Genomic DNA, 18,486 nt, shown 5'->3' on the forward strand with positions numbered 1-18,486 from the left:
GAGGTGAGAAAATATGCGAAACCAAATTGAATTTATCGTTCACGGAAAATATGGTCTTTTCACGGATCCAGTTACTAAAATTGGAGGAGAAAAGTTCACGTATCAAATCCCGACATATCAAGCGTTAAAGGGGATTGTTGAATCGATCTATTGGAAGCCGACTCTCATTTGGTATATCGATGAGATTCGGGTAATGAATGCGATTCAGACGGAAATGAAAGGAGTGCGCCCGACAAAGTATCATGATGCGTCTAATGAGCTTGCTTATTATACGTACTTGAGAAATCCCTCGTATCAGGTGCGTGCGTACTTTGAGTTTAATGAGAATCGTGAAGACCTTGCTTATGATCGTAACGAGCACAAACATCACAATATCGCAAAACGCTCTGTCAAACGTGGTGGACGTCGTGATATTTTCCTTGGAAGTCGAGATTGCCAAGGGTATGTGGAGGCTTGTGAGTTTGGTAGTGGTACTAGTGATTACGATAGGTATGGTGAAATTAGTTTTGGTCCAATGTTTCATGGATTTAATTATCCAGACGAGACTGGGAGAAATGAGTTAGAAGCTAGAATTTGGGTTCCGACTATGAAAGACGGTTTTATTAAATTTAAACGTCCAGAAGAGTGCCCAATCATTCGCCCGGTTAAGAAGCAAGAGCAGAAACAATTCATACTGGGGGAAAACTTGAAGTCTGTAGAAGAGGAGTACCTTGAAATGTTTCCGGAGGAGGTGGAACGATGAGTTGGATGAGGCATTTGTATGACGTCTATGAAAATAATGTGGATCAAGTAGGCGAATTCAAAACACGTGGAGAAGGGCAACGTTTTACACTATTGCCGGTATCGCATGTTACGCAAAGTGCACAAATTGAAGTATTGCTAGATCGAGAGGGAAATTTCTTCAATGCGACCGTAGTGCCTAAGGAGAAAGCCAGAACGATTGTCCCTGCAACGCTTGATTCAGCCAATCGATCCGGTTCAAAAGTTGCCGCTCATTTCTTACACGATAAAATTTTCTACGTTGCCGGAGACTATTTGAAATATGGTGGAGAAGAGAAGCGATCGGAGAATTTCTCGGAATATATTAAACAAATGAAGGATTGGGCAACAAGTGAGTATGTTCATCCCAAAGTAACATTGATTTATAACTATGTGAAACAAGGTACATTAATTGAAGACTTGGTTAAAGAGAAAGTGTTATTTGTAGATGAAAATAACAAGTTAATTGAAAAATGGACAGCACAAGATGATAAGAAATATGGTATCGAAAAACCGGAAATCTATAAAGTAGTCACTGGTCAAAGTAGTGAAGCGTTAGTCCGTTTTACTATTTTACCTGAAACACCAGACGATGTCGTTATTTGGGAAGATAAAACGTTGTTTGAAACCTTTCAACAATACTTAGAGAATAAAATGAACGAAACGTCAGAATTGGGTTATTGCTATATAACTGGAGAAACGATGCCTTTAACAGAGCGGCATGGTTCACGTTTACGCAATGCGGGCGATATGTCGAAGTTAATTTCTTCGAATGACGCCAAAGGTTTTACATACCGTGGTCGGTTCGATACACCAAGTCAAGCTGTCCAAATTGGATATGATGTTTCGCAAAAAGCGCATAATGCGCTAAGGTGGCTGATTCAACGACAGGGGTATCGTTCAGATACACGAAATTTCATCACATTTGGTGTTGAAAAGCCTGCGGATATTCAACCGTTTGATGGGACGACAGATTTACTTGCAGCATATTGGGGAACTGAAACAGTGCAAATGAAACAAGAGGATATAGATCTTGTTATTGCTGAACAAGTACAGCAGGCGTTCCAAGGGAAAAAGCATAACTTTGAACTTGAAGGTATTAAGAATATTGTGGTGATGGCAGTAGATGCGGCAACGACTGGTAGATTGGCGATTGTTTATTATCAGGAGTTGGATAGCGCGTTATTTTTAAAGAAATTAACGCATTGGCATGATACGTGTAAATGGTATCAAAATTATTTTAATACTGTAGATAAAAAAGTTGTTAATTATCCTGGAACACCATCAACTTATCATATTGTTGAATCCATTTATGGGGAAAGAGCAGATGAGAAGGTCAAAAAAGAACTATATACTCGTTTACTTCCTTGTATTGTTGATGGAGCGGCTATTCCGAAAGATATCGTCAGGGCAATTTTCAACAGAGTTAAAAATCCAATGAGTTTTAATAAAGATTTATCGAATCCAATAGGAGAGTGGCAACGGACGTTAAATATTGCTTGTGCATTAATTAACAAACAATACGAGAAGGAGGAAATCGATATGGTACTAGACCATGACAACAAAAAACGTGAATATGATCGTGACATTCTATTTGGTCAATTACTTGGCGTTGCTGAAGTATTGGAGCGCAATGAATTAAATCGTCGGGATGAAAAACGTGCGACAAATGCAATGCGCTACTTTAACGCGTTTTCACAACATCCTGCCCGTACATGGTTGACAATTCGACGACAGCTACATCCTTATCAAGTTCGGCAAGGAGAAAAAGTAGGTTATTACAATAAGTTAATTCGTGAAATTGAAGCGAGTATACAAGAAAGCGATATGAATAACAATGCTTTAGGACCGAAATTTTTACTTGGCTATAGTAGCCAAATACAGGCTTTGTACACTAAAAATGACCAGAAAGAGGAGAATACGAATGACGCCAATTAAAACTAAAATTGACTTTGCTGTTGTATTTACGGTGGATAAAGCAAATCCGAATGGTGACCCACTTAATGGAAACCGTCCGAGGCAAGATTATGAGGGATATGGAGAAGTATCTGATGTTGCGATTAAACGTAAATTGCGCAATCGTTTACAAGATGAAGGCGAAGCTATTTTAGTGCAATCCGATGAAAATCGCACAGATGGCTATCGCAGTATTGCTGATCGAGTCCAAGGGAATGAGGAGATTGCCCCGTACTTTGAGAAGAAAAATAAGGAGCCGAATAAAGAAGAGTTGGTAGAAACGCTTGCAAGCAAAGCTTGGTATGATGTGCGAGCCTTTGGACAAGTTTTCGCATTTAAGGGGACGGATGTGTCTGTTGGTGTACGGGGACCAGTTTCCATCCATACAGCAACAAGTGTTAACCCAGTTGACATTACTAGCATGCAAATTACCAAAAGCGTCAACTCTACAACAAATGAAAAGGACCCTAGTAAAAAAACATCAGACACAATGGGGATGAAGCACCGCGTCGATTTTGGTGTATATGTCTTCTGTGGAAGCATCAATCCGCAATTAGCAGAAAGAACTGGCTTTTCGGAAGAGGATGCGGAAAAGTTAAAGCAAGCGCTGATTACTTTATTCGCAAATGATGCTTCATCCGCAAGACCGGACGGCAGTATGGAGGTCAATAAAGTGTATTGGTGGGAGCATAATTCAAAATTAGGTCAATATTCTTCGGCAAAAGTACATCGCTCAGTTAAAGTCGAATTAAAGGATAACAATAAACTACCAAAATCGATAGAAGACTATACTATTACGATAGACGAGCTTGAGGGTCTGCCGGTGAAAGAATATGACGGACTATGATGCTTCAGAATTTCTCATGCTGTCAGGCATCCAGCACTTTCAATTTTGTGAAAGACAATGGGCGCTAATCCACATCGAACAAGAATGGGAAGAAAATGTTTTAACAATTGAAGGGAGTCATTTGCATGAAAAAGCGGATGACCCTTTCGTTAGAGAAAAACGAAAAGATATTTTGTATGTACGTGGACTACCGATCCATTCTTCTAAATTGGGCTTGACGGGCGTTTGTGACGTCGTTGAATTCCATAAGGATGAAAATGGTGTTCCTTTGCAAAATGAAGAAGGCACGTACTTGCCTGTTCCAGTTGAATATAAAAGAGGAAAGCCGAAAAAAGACCAGTCCGATATTTTGCAGCTTGCGGCACAAGCGATTTGCTTGGAGGATATGCTATATTGCACGGTTTCACGCGGCGATCTTTTTTATCATGAAATCCGCCGTCGAGTCGAAGTGGAGATTACGGAAGATCTAAAAATACAAGTGCGGGAAACGGCTAAACGGATGCATGATTATTATCGTAGGCGACATACACCTCGAGTGAAAACGGGAAAGCATTGCCAAAGCTGTTCGCTGCGCCATATTTGCTTGCCAGAGTTAATGACGAAAGAGTCCGTGGCTACTTATATGAAAAGGATGTTGGCAGAATGAGAAAGTTATTAAATACGTTATACATCACAATGCCAGACGCTTATCTTGCGTTAAAAGGTGAAAATGTTGCGATTATCAAAGATGAAGAAGCGATTGGTCGGGTACCCCTACATAATTTGGAGGCAATTTGTACGTATGGGCGTCAAGGGGCTAGCCCGGCTCTAATGGCTGCATGTGTAGAACGTGATATCGCAATCACTTTTTTAACCAGTAGCGGTCGATTTCGAGCGAGGGTAATTGGACCGTCTAGGGGTAATGTTGTGCTAAGAAAGACTCAATATCGAATTTCGGATGATGAGAAAGAAAGTGCAAAAATCGCAAGACATTTCCTAGTCGGAAAGATTTACAATGCAAAATGGACGTTAGAAAGAATGACTAGGGATCATGCTTTACGAATCGATGTAGAAAAATTCAAAAGCAAATCGGCGTATTTAACAGAATCGATCAACCAGCTGATGATAACGGATGATTTAGAGGTATTACGGGGAGTAGAGGGAAATGCAGCAAGTGCTTATTTCTCAATAATGGATGATATGATTTTGCAGCAAAAAGAGGATTTCTACTTTAAGGGAAGAAACCGAAGACCTCCGTTAGATAATGTGAATGCACTTTTGTCATTTGTCTATACGTTGCTAGCTTCCGATGTGGGTGCTGCTTTAGAAACGGTGGGCTTGGATGCATATGTTGGATTTTTACATCGAGATCGCCCGGGACGAATGTCTCTTGCCCTTGACATGATGGAGGAGTTACGCGGTGTCTATGCAGACCGGTTTGTTTTGGCATTGATTAATAAAAAGCAGGTACAAGCCTCTGACTTTTTGAAAAAGGAAAGTGGCGCAGTAATCATGAAAGATGAAGCACGCAAAGAAATCTTACAACTATGGCAAAAGAAAAAAGAAGAGCAAATTACACATCCATTTTTAAAAGAAAAAATTTCATGGGGGCTCGTTCCACATGCACAAGCGATGTTGCTGGCCCGTTATCTTAGGGGAGATCTTGATGCATACCCGGTGTTTTTATGGAAGTAGGTGATCTACGATCTTAGTATTAATTACGTATGATGTCAGTACAATATCCGATGGAGGTAAGAAGAGACTAAGAAGGGTTGCAAAAAAATGTGAAGACTTTGGCGTACGCGTACAAAACTCAGTTTTCGAATGTATTGTTGACGCAGCTCAATTAAAAAGTTTGGAAATAGAGTTAGAAGAATTAATTGATCCGGCAGTGGACAGCCTTAGATTTTATAAACTAGGAAATAATCACAAATATAAAGTGAAACATATTGGTGCAAAACAAAGTTTGGACGTAGAAGGCCCGCTAATTTTTTAGTGCGAACCTGAAGCTCACATGAAAACCCCGGGGGATTCGCACCAAAAATAGATGAAAAATAGTTGGTTTTTGTATATTATTGGAATTTTGGTTTTGGGAAAAGTATTAAAACAATCTATTTTTACAGTAAATTAGCTGAATACTCGTTTTTATAGGACTTTTTCGCAGTCGCACTCTATATGAGTGCGTGGATTGAAATTTTAAACGAAACCCCATTCAGCGCGCAATTGCGAGTCGCACTCTATATGAGTGCGTGGATTGAAATCTTGAAGGAAAACCAATCATCATCATCAAATATAGTCGCACTCTATATGAGTGCGTGGATTGAAATAGCAATCGGACCATTTAGTTAAACAAGTATCCAGTCGCACTCTATATGAGTGCGTGGATTGAAATTTTATTACCGTTCAAAGCATTATTTTTCTCTTGAGTCGCACTCTATATGAGTGCGTGGATTGAAATTGGTTCTGCCGGTGCAATCGTCACGAAAGGTGATTGTCGCACTCTATATGAGTGCGTGGATTGAAATACTTGAAAGGAACAATTAACAGTGCAGATGGTGTCGCACTCTATATGAGTGCGTGGATTGAAATTCATTTATAAGAATTGGGACACCATAAAAGAAAAAGTCGCACTCTATATGAGTGCGTGGATTGAAATATGGATAAACTCGGCAAAATCATTGTCGATGTCATGTCGCACTCTATATGAGTGCGTGGATTGAAATACCTGGTCAACACGGAACGAGGGGAACGGCTACGGGTCGCACTCTATATGAGTGCGTGGATTGAAATCGCTTCGATGAATTTATTCGCCCAGCGGACATCGTCGCACTCTATATGAGTGCGTGGATTGAAATGTTTTCGATAATGATTTCATGCGGAAACGACAGCGTCGCACTCTATATGAGTGCGTGGATTGAAATTTTTTTCAGGTTTTCGATTTCTTCTTCGCGGCTTTTGTCGCACTCTATATGAGTGCGTGGATTGAAATATAATGGACATAGCGAAATAAATGATATTCGATTCCGTCGCACTCTATATGAGTGCGTGGATTGAAATTCATCAGGTTATTGATCGCCGACCGAAGCGTTTAGGTCGCACTCTATATGAGTGCGTGGATTGAAATATCTCGTTACCGTGCGGCATTTGACCAGACCACAGTCGCACTCTATATGAGTGCGTGGATTGAAATGTTTACTTACTATGAATTTCCGGAAATTGATTCTAGTCGCACTCTATATGAGTGCGTGGATTGAAATATTGGCTAAACGATAGGTGGTGGCATAATGGAATCGTCGCACTCTATATGAGTGCGTGGATTGAAATTCAATACTAACCTTGAGTTGTTATCGGCTACTTCGTCGCACTCTATATGAGTGCGTGGATTGAAATCGTTGAATTTGGGTTCATACAACCAGCCTTCGTCGGTCGCACTCTATATGAGTGCGTGGATTGAAATTCTGTAAAAGTCGTCAGTGATTTAAGAACGATGTGTCGCACTCTATATGAGTGCGTGGATTGAAATAGCAGTAAGTTGCTCAATTAATGTAAGGGCAATTTGTCGCACTCTATATGAGTGCGTGGATTGAAATCTAATTTACGTTTGGGAGTCAATACAGGCATCGAGTCGCACTCTATATGAGTGCGTGGATTGAAATTCGTTTCTGCTCAAAGTAGCTTGGACGCTGTTACAGTCGCACTCTATATGAGTGCGTGGATTGAAATAAAAATTTGAAAACTCATTTGTTCAAGTCAGTCCTACGTCGCACTCTATATGAGTGCGTGGATTGAAATGAAATGCCGACGAAATTCCCGTTTGCATCCTCGGTCGCACTCTATATGAGTGCGTGGATTGAAATCCTCGTTTGAATTCCCGCTCGAGATTGTGGAGGGTGGTCGCACTCTATATGAGTGCGTGGATTGAAATAGAGAGCGATACGCTATTTGATTGCCCAAATAAGTCGCACTCTATATGAGTGCGTGGATTGAAATAATGCGGCTGGAATTGAACGGAACAATCGTACAGTCGCACTCTATATGAGTGCGTGGATTGAAATTTCGCGCCCGAATACAGGCCCGACGCAGACAAGCGTCGCACTCTATATGAGTGCGTGGATTGAAATAGATACCGTCGATTTACCGCCTTTATCGTCCTCGGTCGCACTCTATATGAGTGCGTGGATTGAAATTTTCTTACCGGTAGCAGCCTTCCAATCAACTTTGGTCGCACTCTATATGAGTGCGTGGATTGAAATGTTTTGTTCATGCGAATATGGTTCTCGATTTCATCGTCGCACTCTATATGAGTGCGTGGATTGAAATCATGTACGGCTATTCGATGATGAAATCCCGCTAGAGTCGCACTCTATATGAGTGCGTGGATTGAAATCCGCATTGAGCAAACAAATGAATCCATAGAGTTGGGTCGCACTCTATATGAGTGCGTGGATTGAAATTTCGACCTGGCCGCCACTTGGAAAGAGGACATAGTCGCACTCTATATGAGTGCGTGGATTGAAATCGACAAGTCAAAGCGGGAAGACGGATTCTTTTATGTCGCACTCTATATGAGTGCGTGGATTGAAATTATGGAGGGGTCAAACTCCTGCGGGAAGTGTCCTGTCGCACTCTATATGAGTGCGTGGATTGAAATAAGTTCGTAGTCGAGTAGTTCCGTTTCTTCTGCCAGTCGCACTCTATATGAGTGCGTGGATTGAAATTCCCTGATGTTATCAAGCTCCAGCTCAGCAATACTGTCGCACTCTATATGAGTGCGTGGATTGAAATTGCCTGGTAGTAAGAGAACGTTTGCATTTTTTGTCGCACTCTATATGAGTGCGTGGATTGAAATCCCCATCTCACCATCCGGCTCACTATCACACTTTGGTCGCACTCTATATGAGTGCGTGGATTGAAATCTTGGATCGTATCGTAATTTTTGCGATGCCGATTTTGTCGCACTCTATATGAGTGCGTGGATTGAAATCCGGTGCTTGGTCTTTTAATTTGCCGTTTGCAGGTCGCACTCTATATGAGTGCGTGGATTGAAATACATAAGCGCCATGCGCTGTCATTCCACGTATTGTCGCACTCTATATGAGTGCGTGGATTGAAATCCACCGTCGTTAACTTCGCGCCATTGTAACTTATGTCGCACTCTATATGAGTGCGTGGATTGAAATAATAACTCCGCTAGTTTCGTTTTCTCATTGACGTGTCGCACTCTATATGAGTGCGTGGATTGAAATCTGTAAAGGCCGGATCGAATAACGTAGAAGGATTGTCGCACTCTATATGAGTGCGTGGATTGAAATGTTTGTATAACCATTAAACATCATCCTTTCAGGAGTCGCACTCTATATGAGTGCGTGGATTGAAATCTCGATGTCGCGCCGAATTGTTTCCGTATCTATTGTCGCACTCTATATGAGTGCGTGGATTGAAATGGAAAGGACTGGCCAAAAGTCTACGAAGCTAACCGTCGCACTCTATATGAGTGCGTGGATTGAAATGCGGCAGCTGATGAAATCAACCGCAAGTTTGACAGTCGCACTCTATATGAGTGCGTGGATTGAAATGATCCAGAGCAAGTCGATGTGGAACAAGGTAATTGTCGCACTCTATATGAGTGCGTGGATTGAAATTCCTTTTAATAACCAAGGATTTGATAATTTACCGTCGCACTCTATATGAGTGCGTGGATTGAAATATCTACAGTACATGGCCATTTAGATCAAATGCGCGTCGCACTCTATATGAGTGCGTGGATTGAAATTTGCTCCTAACAAGCATAGCCCGGAATTACGTCAAGTCGCACTCTATATGAGTGCGTGGATTGAAATACGGGACACGGAAATTTGAGACAGTAGTTGCTGATGTCGCACTCTATATGAGTGCGTGGATTGAAATCCAAGAGTCTTCTGCGGAGTATGGGAGATGGAATGTCGCACTCTATATGAGTGCGTGGATTGAAATGTGTGAGAAATGAGGAACATTGGGTAACTTTGCCGTCGCACTCCATATGAGTGCGTGGATTGAAATTTTGGACATAAAGCTGATGATGGTTCATTGATAGGTCGCACTCTATATGAGTGCGTGGATTGAAATAACTGTAATTAAGTGGGAAGGAGGGGTTGTTGAAGTCGCACTCTATATGAGTGCGTGGATTGAAATCGGTCTATCTCCGCTGTACGAGCCTGCGAGAGCCCTGTCGCACTCTATATGAGTGCGCGGATTGAAATGGTGGCGTCTACGGTTTTTCTTACCCCAGCAAATGCAGTCGCACTCTATATGAGTGCGTGGATTGAAATTATTAGTGTTGGGTGGTTTAGCATCCAGTCATTTTGTCGCACTCTTCAAGAGTGCGTGGGATCCCACGCTTTGAATTTACCATCTGAAATTCAAGTGTCGCTTACTCCCTGAGTGCATAGATCGCAAACATTATAGCTATCTGCCTTCGCAGAGCAAACAACCCCATTCATTCTACATTTTTAATTATCTACGTTTTAAATGAAGAATATGAAACTTCGCTCCACAAGTAAACGTATAATTAAGTAAGAAGATTACCAGCAACTGTATGGAATCCCCGTATCACGAACTAGGTCTTGGGGCTTAGACAGTTTCCATCTACAGTCGGTTTAGTTTGTTATTCCAGAAGTACATAATGGTTGTAAGAGATTGCGGGGGTGCGCGCCATGGGACAAAAAATTTATATTGTCTTGACAGATACGGGTACATTGCTTTCGAAGGCAATCGGCATGTACACGCGTAAAGATTTAAATCATGCGTCGATTGCGTTTGACGAGGAATTGAATGAGATGTACAGTTTCGGGAGGAAACAGCGTCATAATCCCTTTATTGGTGGATTTGTGAAAGAAAATGCTGCGGAAGGGATTTTCCAAGATGCGAATTGCATGGTATTTAGCTGTCAGGTCAGTGACGAAGAATACTACAGAATGCGGAATAAAATTCGCCAAATTGAACGCTACAAAGAGCAGTATCGCTATAATTTCATCGGCCTTTTTGGAGTGGCGTTTAATATTGGTATCCAGCGAGATCGTGCGTTTTTCTGTTCGCAATTCGTGGCGACCATCGTAAATGAAGGCGGAGTGCCGATGTTTACGATCAAGCCAAATTTAGTGCAACCACATCATTTTACGAAAGTGCCGTTTTTAATTCAGGAGTTTGAAGGTGATTTGCGCACTTGTTTGCATCTAAAAAGAGGTCAGCAAGAATGGCAACCGGTCCGAATTGGCGTCTGGAAAAGTTTAGTCACCCGATTGCTTGCTTAATCTTATAACAGCTTCTTGGAGATGTACTCTGAGAGGCTTTTTTCGTTTTCGCAATTTGTAACCAAACATGCGATAATAATAAAAAAGACGAAGACAGGATGACACAATGACAAAAACAATCGATGTACAAGTGAATGCAAAAAATATTGCCGACATTAAAAAAGGCTATCCGCTGATCTTAAAAGAAGCAATTATTAACCCAGATGCACTCCGTGAAGAAGGGAGTATCATTCGACTTATTGACCGAAACCGAAAATTCGTAGCGAAAGGCTATTATGGTAATCAAAACAAAGGGATTGGCTGGGTGTTGACGCGGAAAGAGGATGAGGAGATTGACTTTGATTTCTTCGAATCTAAAATTGCGGCGGCGCTTGCACGGCGGGAGGCTTTATTCGCAGACCCGGAAACGACGGCGTTCCGTTTGTTCAACGGGGAAGGCGATGGCATCGGCGGGCTGACGATCGATTATTTCGACGGCTTTTATATGGTGAGTTGGTACAGTGAAGGGATTTATTCGCTGAAGCATCATGTGTATGGCGTGTTGGATAAGATCGTTGATTACAAAGGTGTGTATGAGAAGAAGCGTTTTGACACGAAAGGGCAATACATCGAGCAGGATGATTTCGTCAAAGGGGAGCAAGGGGAGTTTCCGATCATTGTCAAAGAGAACGGCATGAACTTTGCGGTCAATTTGAATGATGGCGCCATGACAGGCATTTTCTTGGATCAGCGGGATGTACGCAAGGCGATTCGTGACAACTATGCTAAAGCGAAAAATGTGTTAAATACGTTTTCCTATACAGGTGCGTTTTCTGTTGCGGCAGCACTTGGCGGAGCGGTGAAGACGACGAGTGTCGATCTGGCGAAGCGCAGTTTGGCGAAAACAATCGAGCAATTCAGTGTGAATGGCATCGATTACGAACAGCAAGACATTAAAGTGATGGATGTGTTCGATTATTTCCGTTATGCGAAACGGCATGAATTGAAATTCGACCTTGTCGTATTGGATCCACCGAGTTTTGCACGTTCGAAGAAATACACGTTCAGCACAGCGAAGGATTACCCGGCATTGCTGAAGGATGCAATCGCCATTACGGAGAAAAACGGTGTTATCGTTGCATCAACGAACAATTCAAGTTTTGGCATGAAGAAGTTCAAAACGTTCATCGAACAGGCTTTCAACGAAGCCGGATCGAAGTATAAAATCCTTGAAGAGTCCTCGTTGCCAAAGGATTTCCGGACGAATCGCGATTTTCCGGAGTTTAACTATTTGAAGGTTGTTATTTTGCAGAAGTTGAAATAAAAAACGAAGCCGAGCCAGTTTAACTGGTGCGGCTTCGTTTTTTAGGAAAGAGACTAAAGCACTTTGATAGATTAGGGGAGAAGGAGTGAAACTGTGGTTGAAGCAATTATACACGGTATGATTCTTGCATTTGGTCTTATCGTGCCGTTAGGGGTTCAAAATGTATTCGTTTTTAATCAGGGGGCGTTGCAACCGACGTTGACACGAGCGCTTCCGGTTGTTGTGACGGCGGGGATTTGTGACACGATTTTGATTGTGGCGGCGGTGTCGGGTGTTTCGCTTCTTGTGTTGACGTTCGCTTGGCTGGAAAATATCATTTTTGGCATTGGGCTATTGTTTTTATTATACATAGGGTGGACGCTTTGGCGGAGTGATGCGGCATCGATGCAAGTGGATGGCGAACGGTTTTCGATGAAGAAGCAAATCATTTTCGCGGCGTCTGTTTCATTGCTGAATCCCCATGCTATTCTCGATACGATTGGTGTTATCGGATCGAACTCCTTGAATTATGCGGGGGATGTTCGGGTGGCATTCACGTTGACTACGATCCTTGTTTCATGGCTATGGTTTTTAGGACTAGCGGTGGCCGGACGGTATTTCGGAAAGCTGGATTCGAGTGGGAAACTAATGGCGTTGCTGAATAAAATCTCCGCGCTCGTTGTCTGGGGAGTTGCTGTCTATATGGCGATCCGGTTGATCGGGAATATAGGTTGATGGCTAGTACGAAGGGTATTGTCACAAATCCGTCGGGAGACAAATGCCGGTTTTCTTAGTACGCTAAGAGTAACAGGTTAGGAAAATTCTGTGAGGGGTTGTCGCGATGAAAAAAGGTCTGTTGCTTCTACTACTGTTCAGCATGATGACAGGTTGTGCAAATGTATATAGTGAAGAAGAAGGCTATCGTATGGCAATCATCAATCATGGTTTTCCAGTTCCGAAAAATGCAAGTGAAATAAAGCCTGAAGCGTGTACAACGGAAATTGCGAAATCAGCGAAATACAAGTTGAAAGGGATTGGCGGAGAGCAAGGCGTACCCCCAACCCATTACTTGGAAGAAATTAAGAAATGGGGCTGGGCAGAGTGGGAAGAAAGACGTTCCGATCATGCTCGTTTTTATGAAAAAGAAGGAAAAGTCATCTCACTTGTGTTTCAACAAGATATTTTTGACGTGTTTGAAATGAGTAAAGAAGTAACGGAGTAAGGAATCCATGAGGAATGGGTTTCTTTTTTTATACAACATCAGTCTTGGAAAACATATAGGAGATCACAACAATGCCATTAACTTTTGCACATCCGGCAGCCATATTGCCACTCTCCAGAAAACACAAATATATAAATTTTTCCGCCATGGTTTTAGGGAGTATGGCTCCTGATTTTGAATACTTTTTAAGAGGTCGCCCTATGGGGGAAATCGGGCATACCTTTGCAGGATTTGTATATTTTAATCTACCTTTAGTTGCTGTCATTTATTTTATTTATCATTCCTTTGTCCATCAAACATTATTTAATCACTTGCCCGTTTTTCTACAAGATGCTTCTACAAATAGGGTAGAATCTAGTAATCAGTTGAAGGTAGTCGTTTTTATTTATTCCGCATTGTTTGGCATGCTTACACATGTAGTGTGGGATTCTTTTACACATATCAATGGATATATGGTTCTGAGATTTCCTGCATTATTTACCAACACTTATAACATCTATGGGTTTGACATACCTTTATATAAGTTTTTGCAACATGGCAGCACGGTAGTGGGAATCGCTTTGATAGTTGGTTACTTGTATGTCAGGGCGTTACTGTATAGACAAAAAAATACAACAGAGTCCACTCAACGTAAACTGAGGTTTTGGACCTCGCTTTTTCTTTTAATAGCAGTAATTGTATGTTTTTGGTATATGATAGACTATATCCCTATTTTAAATTACGGTATAGCTGTCGTCAGAATCATAGACTCTTTTTTGCTAAGTTTATTAGTCGTTTCATTATTCTATAAAAAACATCTTAAAGATTGCGGTGAAGCTGTTGAAGAATAAGAAAGTACTGATCATTGTTCTTCTTGTTGTGGGAGCGATCCTCTATTTTACTATCCCTCGGACGCTTTATGGCAACGATGAGGAATCCATTGTCAAGGTGATTCGGAAGGTAGAAGGTGATAAAGATTTAACTGCGATCATTGAACTAGTGGAAATAAAAGATATAGAGGAACATCGGGTTGTCAGTTTTCTCTACGATAATACGCCTGCATATGCCCACTTTATAAAAAATTCAATAGGGAATTATCGATGGGTGTATGTAGAAAAAAGTGGTGGAGTATCTCTTGCGCAATTTATGGTTAATAGAATCAGGGGGGAAGATGACGCTCCGGTGATGCTTTTCGTCGCAAATGGGGATAACGAAGTAGCGAAAATCCAGGTACATGTGAATGGCGAAGTGCTGGAAACAGAAATAACTCCGCACACAATGGATGTAGCGTGGGTGGAAATACCAGGAACAAATGAAAAAAGCTATCGGTTTGACTATGTTTATTATGATGAAGAAGGAAACCGGATCGGCAATGATGATTGAAGCTGAAGAGGGAGAATCCAGCGTGGTTGGATTCTCCTTTTGTGATAGTAGTAAAGTCTTGATTCGCTGATAAATTGTGGATTAGCGCTGATAATACGTTGCTGAGCGCCGATAAATGCTCGACGAACGCCGATAACCACTCACCAAGCGCTGATATATCTAGCCCAGCAACCCTGCCGCAATCTTCTTCGCTGCTACCACATCTTTCGTGCCATGCACCAGCATTCGCCCATCGCGGAACAGGACGATCCGGTGTCCATTGTATTCACAAGCGACGAGATGTGGGTTATGGATTAGTTTTGAGACGGTTCCTTGAATGGAATCTGCGAAAGAGACAAGCTCAAACTTTCGACTCTCCGGAAATGATAACTGGACGGTTTCGCGACCGCAAAGCACCGCTGTCCGCATTGATTCACGTGTTGAAAGGAATGGATACACCGCGTTATCCGAACAGCTCGGGCAGCCGGCTTTTTTCATGCTTGCAACGCCAATTGAAGCGCGATCTCCTGTCCACAAGTCAGTGGATTCAAGTTTCGGATTAAATTGCGTCCCGGTCAAATATTTCAACACATCCGCCACTTGCCGGGCAGCCGTCGTGACGACGATTGGGCTGATGACGCCGACGGTATCGCATGTCATTGTTTGCGAGGGCAATGTTTCCAACAAGCAATGGAGGCATGGTTGGCCTTCCTGAATACCGATCGGAAATGTCAGCCCATAACTGCCGACACAGGCGCCCATGAAAAAAGGGATGCCCAGCTTCAACGCTGCGTCATTGGCGAGCAATCTCGTTTCGATATTGTCGGTCGCATCCAAAACAACATCATGTCTACTCAGCAAATCAAGGATATTTTGAGGCGTCACATCGGCGACAATTCCCGTTACATCGACATCCCCGTTAATGGCGCGCAACCGTTTCTCTGCTGCCACCGCTTTTGGCAATTGGTCGACGACGTCTTGTTCCGTATAGAGCTGTTGCCGATGCAGATTTGTCCATTCAATAATATCCCGATCGACGATGGTAACGCGACCGACCCCCGCGCGGACAAGCATTTCAGCACCGGAGGAACCGAGCGCTCCTGCACCCAAGACGAAAACGCTCGCCTCACGGATCCGTTTTTGTCCTGCTTCGCCAATCGGGGCGAACAGTTCCTGCCGTGAATATTTGCTACTCAATTTGGCACAAGTCCTTCCATCGGGCTGCTCGCCACGGCGTAATCCCGTTCAGGCATGCGCCCAGATTCATAGCCCAGTCTTCCTGCCTCGATTGCAAGTTTCATCGCCCGTGCCATTTTCACTGGATCCCCGGCTTCGGAAACTGCCGTGTTCAATAAAACCCCGTCCGCGCCGAGTTCCATCGCATAAGCAGCATCTTTTGGCGAGCCGATTCCTGCATCAATAATGACCGGTACTTCCGATTGCTCAATGATGAACGATAAATTGAGCGGATTCAAAATGCCGCGTCCCGAACCGATCGGGGAAGCACCCGGCATGATAGCATGGACGCCCAATTCACAAAGCTTGCGTGCGAGCACGACATCATCGGATGTATAAGGTAGAACGATAAAGCCTTCATCCAATAGCATTTCCGTCGCCCTTAACGTTTCCACCGGGTCAGGAAGCAGGGAACGATCGCAACCGATAATTTCCACTTTCACCATATCGCAAAGGCCGGATGCTTTTGCCAATTTCGCGATGCGCACCGCTTCTTCTGCTGTTTTTGCGCCGGCTGTATTGGGCAGCAATGTGTATTTCGAAAGGTCAAGCTGTTCGAGGAAGTTCGGTTGCGACGGTTCGAAAATATTCATCCGCCGTACCGCAAATGTCAAAATTTCGGATTCTGATACGCGTACTGCTTCTTTTTGCACTTCAAACGATGGGTATTTCCCTGTTCCTAACAATAATCGCGAATTGAACGTTTTATCTCCAATTTTCAACATGGTTATCCGCCTCCTACAAAGTGAATAATTTCAATTTGATCCCGGTCATTGATGGGTTTGTCGTATGCGTCTTTCGCGAGAATATCCCTGTTCATTTCCACAATGACGATCCGCTCAGCCAGTTCCAGATGACTAAGCAATTCCTGCACATTTCCGACTTCCGCGGGTACGTCAAACCGGTTGCCGTTCAGTTCGATAGTTCGCTCCATGAAAAATCCCCCTTTTCGGATCGAATGCCTCAATCCGTTCTTTATGCACTTCATTACCTACAATCAAATCCCTGATCATACAAGCCGTTGCCGGCGCTAATAAAATCCCGTTGCGAAAATGACCTGCAGCCACATACATATTTTCTTTCTCGGGTATATGCCCGATATAAGGCAGCTCATCGACCGTTTTCGGACGGAGACCTGCCCAACGTTTCAGAACAGGGAAGCGGGAAAGTCCCGGGACGAAACGTTCCGCAATAGCATTCAACGCTAAATTTCCTGCGACGTTCGTCTGTAAATCTGTTTCATCAGGCTCCATGGTCGCTCCGACAACAAGCGTGCCATCCAAGCGCGGCACAACATAGCAACCTTGATGGAATAACGTATAGGGCAAGTCGATTCCCATCGCATCGAGTTGCATACATTGTCCTTTCACAGTCGTCATTTGCAGTCCCGGCAGTAGCTCGGCACTCGCCGCACCACCCGCGATGACAACATGTTTTGCGTTCCAATCGGCTATTCGATAACCTGCATCAACCGTCTCCACTTTTGTTACGTGAACATGTTCCGATAGGGTGGCGCCGAGTTTTTCCGCAGCCGCCCAAAACGCGAAGGCGGTCTTCTCCGGATGGACATGGACGTCAACCTCGAAAATGGAGGCACCGAATGGAGATGGAACAATGTCAGGCATCCGTTTACAAACTTGTTCGGGTGACAGATGAGTGGCCTCGTGCCAGCGTGATAAGGCCAGCCGTTCTTCTTCAGTCCAGGCCAATTGCAAGATCCCGCCTGTCGTATAACCGAAGTCGATTCCGGAATGATTGCGGAATTCTCGATAGAGCGCCTGACTTTCCTGTGCAAATGAATAGAATGTTTCGTTCAAGTATTCGGAGTGAGCACCAAGCATGCCTGCAGCCGCCTGCGTTGTACCTTGGGCGATGGAACCTTGCTCTAGAAGGTGAACGGATAACCCTGCTTTTGCCGTGTAATAAGCGATACTGCACCCGATGATCCCGCCACCAATTACGATGACATCAACCTCTCGTGACATTTTGCACCTCCCGATAACCGTCCGCTGCTTTTCGAGGATTGTCATGCCCGAAAATCGAAGACATGACGGCGACGCCTGCCACGCCAGCTTGCTTCAATGCCGGGAGGTGTTTAGGTTGGATCCCGCCAATCGCATAAACGGGAATGGGCTGTGACTCGACGATTTGAAAAAGCTCTTCCGTCCCGCGTGGAGGCAAACCTTCTTTTGAGTCCGTTGCAAATACATGTCCATAAAGTAGCCACTCAGCCCCAGCTGTATAGGCGGCTTCCGCTTCCTCGAAGGAGTGGACGGATCGCCCGAACGACAACGCGGGAAATTGCTGTTTGACAAGGGGGAGGGGTGCTCCATGTCCGGGTAGCTGCACTTTGTCCATCCCGGTCATGGCGGCGATATCCGCTCGTCCATGGACAATGATTTTGGATGCGTCAAATCTAGATTCTTTTAACTGTTCGATCAAATTAATCACTTCCGCATCGGTTTTCGATTTCTCCCGTAGAATGACCGCATCGATGGATGATTCGATAGCCAACAGCGTGTCAATCAGTCGTTCTGCTGTCATCTGGTTGTTTGTGACGGCAATCAACCGCATC

17 protein-coding genes and 1 CRISPR repeat array are annotated in these 18,486 nt (G+C 43.5%); of the genes, 12 read left to right on the top strand and 5 right to left on the bottom strand.

Features of this window, described 5'->3' with window-relative positions; translation table 11 throughout:
• Window positions 1-13 precede the first annotated feature (13 nt).
• The 12 genes from cas5c (at window position 14) to ACFPRA_RS18030 (ending at window position 14,696) form a co-directional block, all read left to right on the top strand.
• Window positions 14-742 carry a type I-C CRISPR-associated protein Cas5c gene (gene cas5c / locus ACFPRA_RS17975; protein WP_381437776.1) on the top strand — a complete coding sequence of 243 codons (729 nt, stop codon included), beginning with the start codon at window positions 14-16 and terminating at the stop codon, window positions 740-742.
• Entirely contained in the window at window positions 739-2,697 is a 1,959-nt protein-coding gene (gene cas8c / locus ACFPRA_RS17980) for a type I-C CRISPR-associated protein Cas8c/Csd1 (protein ID WP_381437778.1), read from the top strand. The genes cas5c and cas8c overlap by 4 nt, the downstream gene beginning before the upstream one ends.
• Window positions 2,684-3,562, top strand: a complete 879-nt coding sequence (cas7c, locus tag ACFPRA_RS17985; RefSeq protein ID WP_381437780.1) for a type I-C CRISPR-associated protein Cas7/Csd2 — start codon at window positions 2,684-2,686, stop codon at window positions 3,560-3,562. Before cas8c ends, cas7c begins: the two co-directional genes overlap by 14 nt.
• Complete coding sequence (cas4, locus tag ACFPRA_RS17990) at window positions 3,549-4,208, top strand: CRISPR-associated protein Cas4 (protein ID WP_381437782.1); 660 nt, start codon at window positions 3,549-3,551, stop codon at window positions 4,206-4,208. Before cas7c ends, cas4 begins: the two co-directional genes overlap by 14 nt.
• Entirely contained in the window at window positions 4,205-5,236 is a 1,032-nt protein-coding gene (gene cas1c, locus ACFPRA_RS17995; RefSeq protein WP_381437784.1) for a type I-C CRISPR-associated endonuclease Cas1c, read from the top strand. The genes cas4 and cas1c overlap by 4 nt, the downstream gene beginning before the upstream one ends.
• Window positions 5,237-5,246: 10 nt before the next feature.
• Window positions 5,247-5,537, top strand: a complete 291-nt coding sequence (gene cas2, locus ACFPRA_RS18000) for a CRISPR-associated endonuclease Cas2 (RefSeq protein WP_381437888.1) — start codon at window positions 5,247-5,249, stop codon at window positions 5,535-5,537.
• A gap of 167 nt (window positions 5,538-5,704) precedes the next feature.
• A CRISPR array of direct repeats spans window positions 5,705-9,849; the repeat unit is 32 nt; unit sequence GTCGCACTCTATATGAGTGCGTGGATTGAAAT.
• Between the two features lie 384 nt (window positions 9,850-10,233).
• On the top strand, window positions 10,234-10,830 hold the full coding sequence (locus ACFPRA_RS18005) for a hypothetical protein (protein WP_381437786.1): 597 nt from the start codon (window positions 10,234-10,236) through the stop codon (window positions 10,828-10,830).
• A 106-nt stretch (window positions 10,831-10,936) separates the two neighbouring features.
• On the top strand, window positions 10,937-12,133 hold the full coding sequence (locus ACFPRA_RS18010; protein WP_381437788.1) for a class I SAM-dependent rRNA methyltransferase: 1,197 nt from the start codon (window positions 10,937-10,939) through the stop codon (window positions 12,131-12,133).
• Window positions 12,134-12,226: 93 nt separating this feature from the next.
• Window positions 12,227-12,847, top strand: coding sequence for a LysE/ArgO family amino acid transporter (locus ACFPRA_RS18015; protein ID WP_381437790.1), 621 nt, complete (start codon window positions 12,227-12,229; stop codon window positions 12,845-12,847).
• Window positions 12,848-12,953: 106 nt separating this feature from the next.
• Window positions 12,954-13,334, top strand: coding sequence for a hypothetical protein (locus ACFPRA_RS18020; protein ID WP_381437792.1), 381 nt, complete (start codon window positions 12,954-12,956; stop codon window positions 13,332-13,334).
• A gap of 71 nt (window positions 13,335-13,405) precedes the next feature.
• On the top strand, window positions 13,406-14,164 hold the full coding sequence (locus ACFPRA_RS18025) for a DUF4184 family protein (protein ID WP_381437794.1): 759 nt from the start codon (window positions 13,406-13,408) through the stop codon (window positions 14,162-14,164).
• Entirely contained in the window at window positions 14,154-14,696 is a 543-nt protein-coding gene (locus ACFPRA_RS18030; protein WP_381437796.1) for a hypothetical protein, read from the top strand. Before ACFPRA_RS18025 ends, ACFPRA_RS18030 begins: the two co-directional genes overlap by 11 nt.
• 159 nt (window positions 14,697-14,855) lie before the next feature.
• On the opposite strand, the gene ACFPRA_RS18035 is transcribed toward ACFPRA_RS18030, so the two are convergent.
• The 5 genes from ACFPRA_RS18035 to ACFPRA_RS18055 are packed head-to-tail and all read right to left on the bottom strand — an operon-like array spanning window position 14,856 to window position 18,485.
• On the bottom strand, window positions 14,856-15,872 hold the full coding sequence (locus ACFPRA_RS18035; RefSeq protein ID WP_381437798.1) for a ThiF family adenylyltransferase: 1,017 nt from the start codon (window positions 15,870-15,872) through the stop codon (window positions 14,856-14,858).
• Window positions 15,869-16,642, bottom strand: coding sequence for a thiazole synthase (locus ACFPRA_RS18040; RefSeq protein WP_381437891.1), 774 nt, complete (start codon window positions 16,640-16,642; stop codon window positions 15,869-15,871). The genes ACFPRA_RS18035 and ACFPRA_RS18040 overlap by 4 nt, the downstream gene beginning before the upstream one ends.
• On the bottom strand, window positions 16,639-16,845 hold the full coding sequence (gene thiS / locus ACFPRA_RS18045) for a sulfur carrier protein ThiS (protein ID WP_381437800.1): 207 nt from the start codon (window positions 16,843-16,845) through the stop codon (window positions 16,639-16,641). The genes ACFPRA_RS18040 and thiS overlap by 4 nt, the downstream gene beginning before the upstream one ends.
• Complete coding sequence (gene thiO / locus ACFPRA_RS18050) at window positions 16,808-17,896, bottom strand: glycine oxidase ThiO (protein WP_381437802.1); 1,089 nt, start codon at window positions 17,894-17,896, stop codon at window positions 16,808-16,810. Before thiO ends, thiS begins: the two co-directional genes overlap by 38 nt.
• Window positions 17,880-18,485, bottom strand: coding sequence for a thiamine phosphate synthase (locus tag ACFPRA_RS18055; RefSeq protein ID WP_381437804.1), 606 nt, complete (start codon window positions 18,483-18,485; stop codon window positions 17,880-17,882). Before ACFPRA_RS18055 ends, thiO begins: the two co-directional genes overlap by 17 nt.
• Window position 18,486 lies beyond the last annotated feature (1 nt).

Source organism: Sporosarcina soli (assembly GCF_042655805.1).
Taxonomy (GTDB): Bacteria; Bacillota; Bacilli; order Bacillales_A; family Planococcaceae; genus Sporosarcina; species Sporosarcina soli.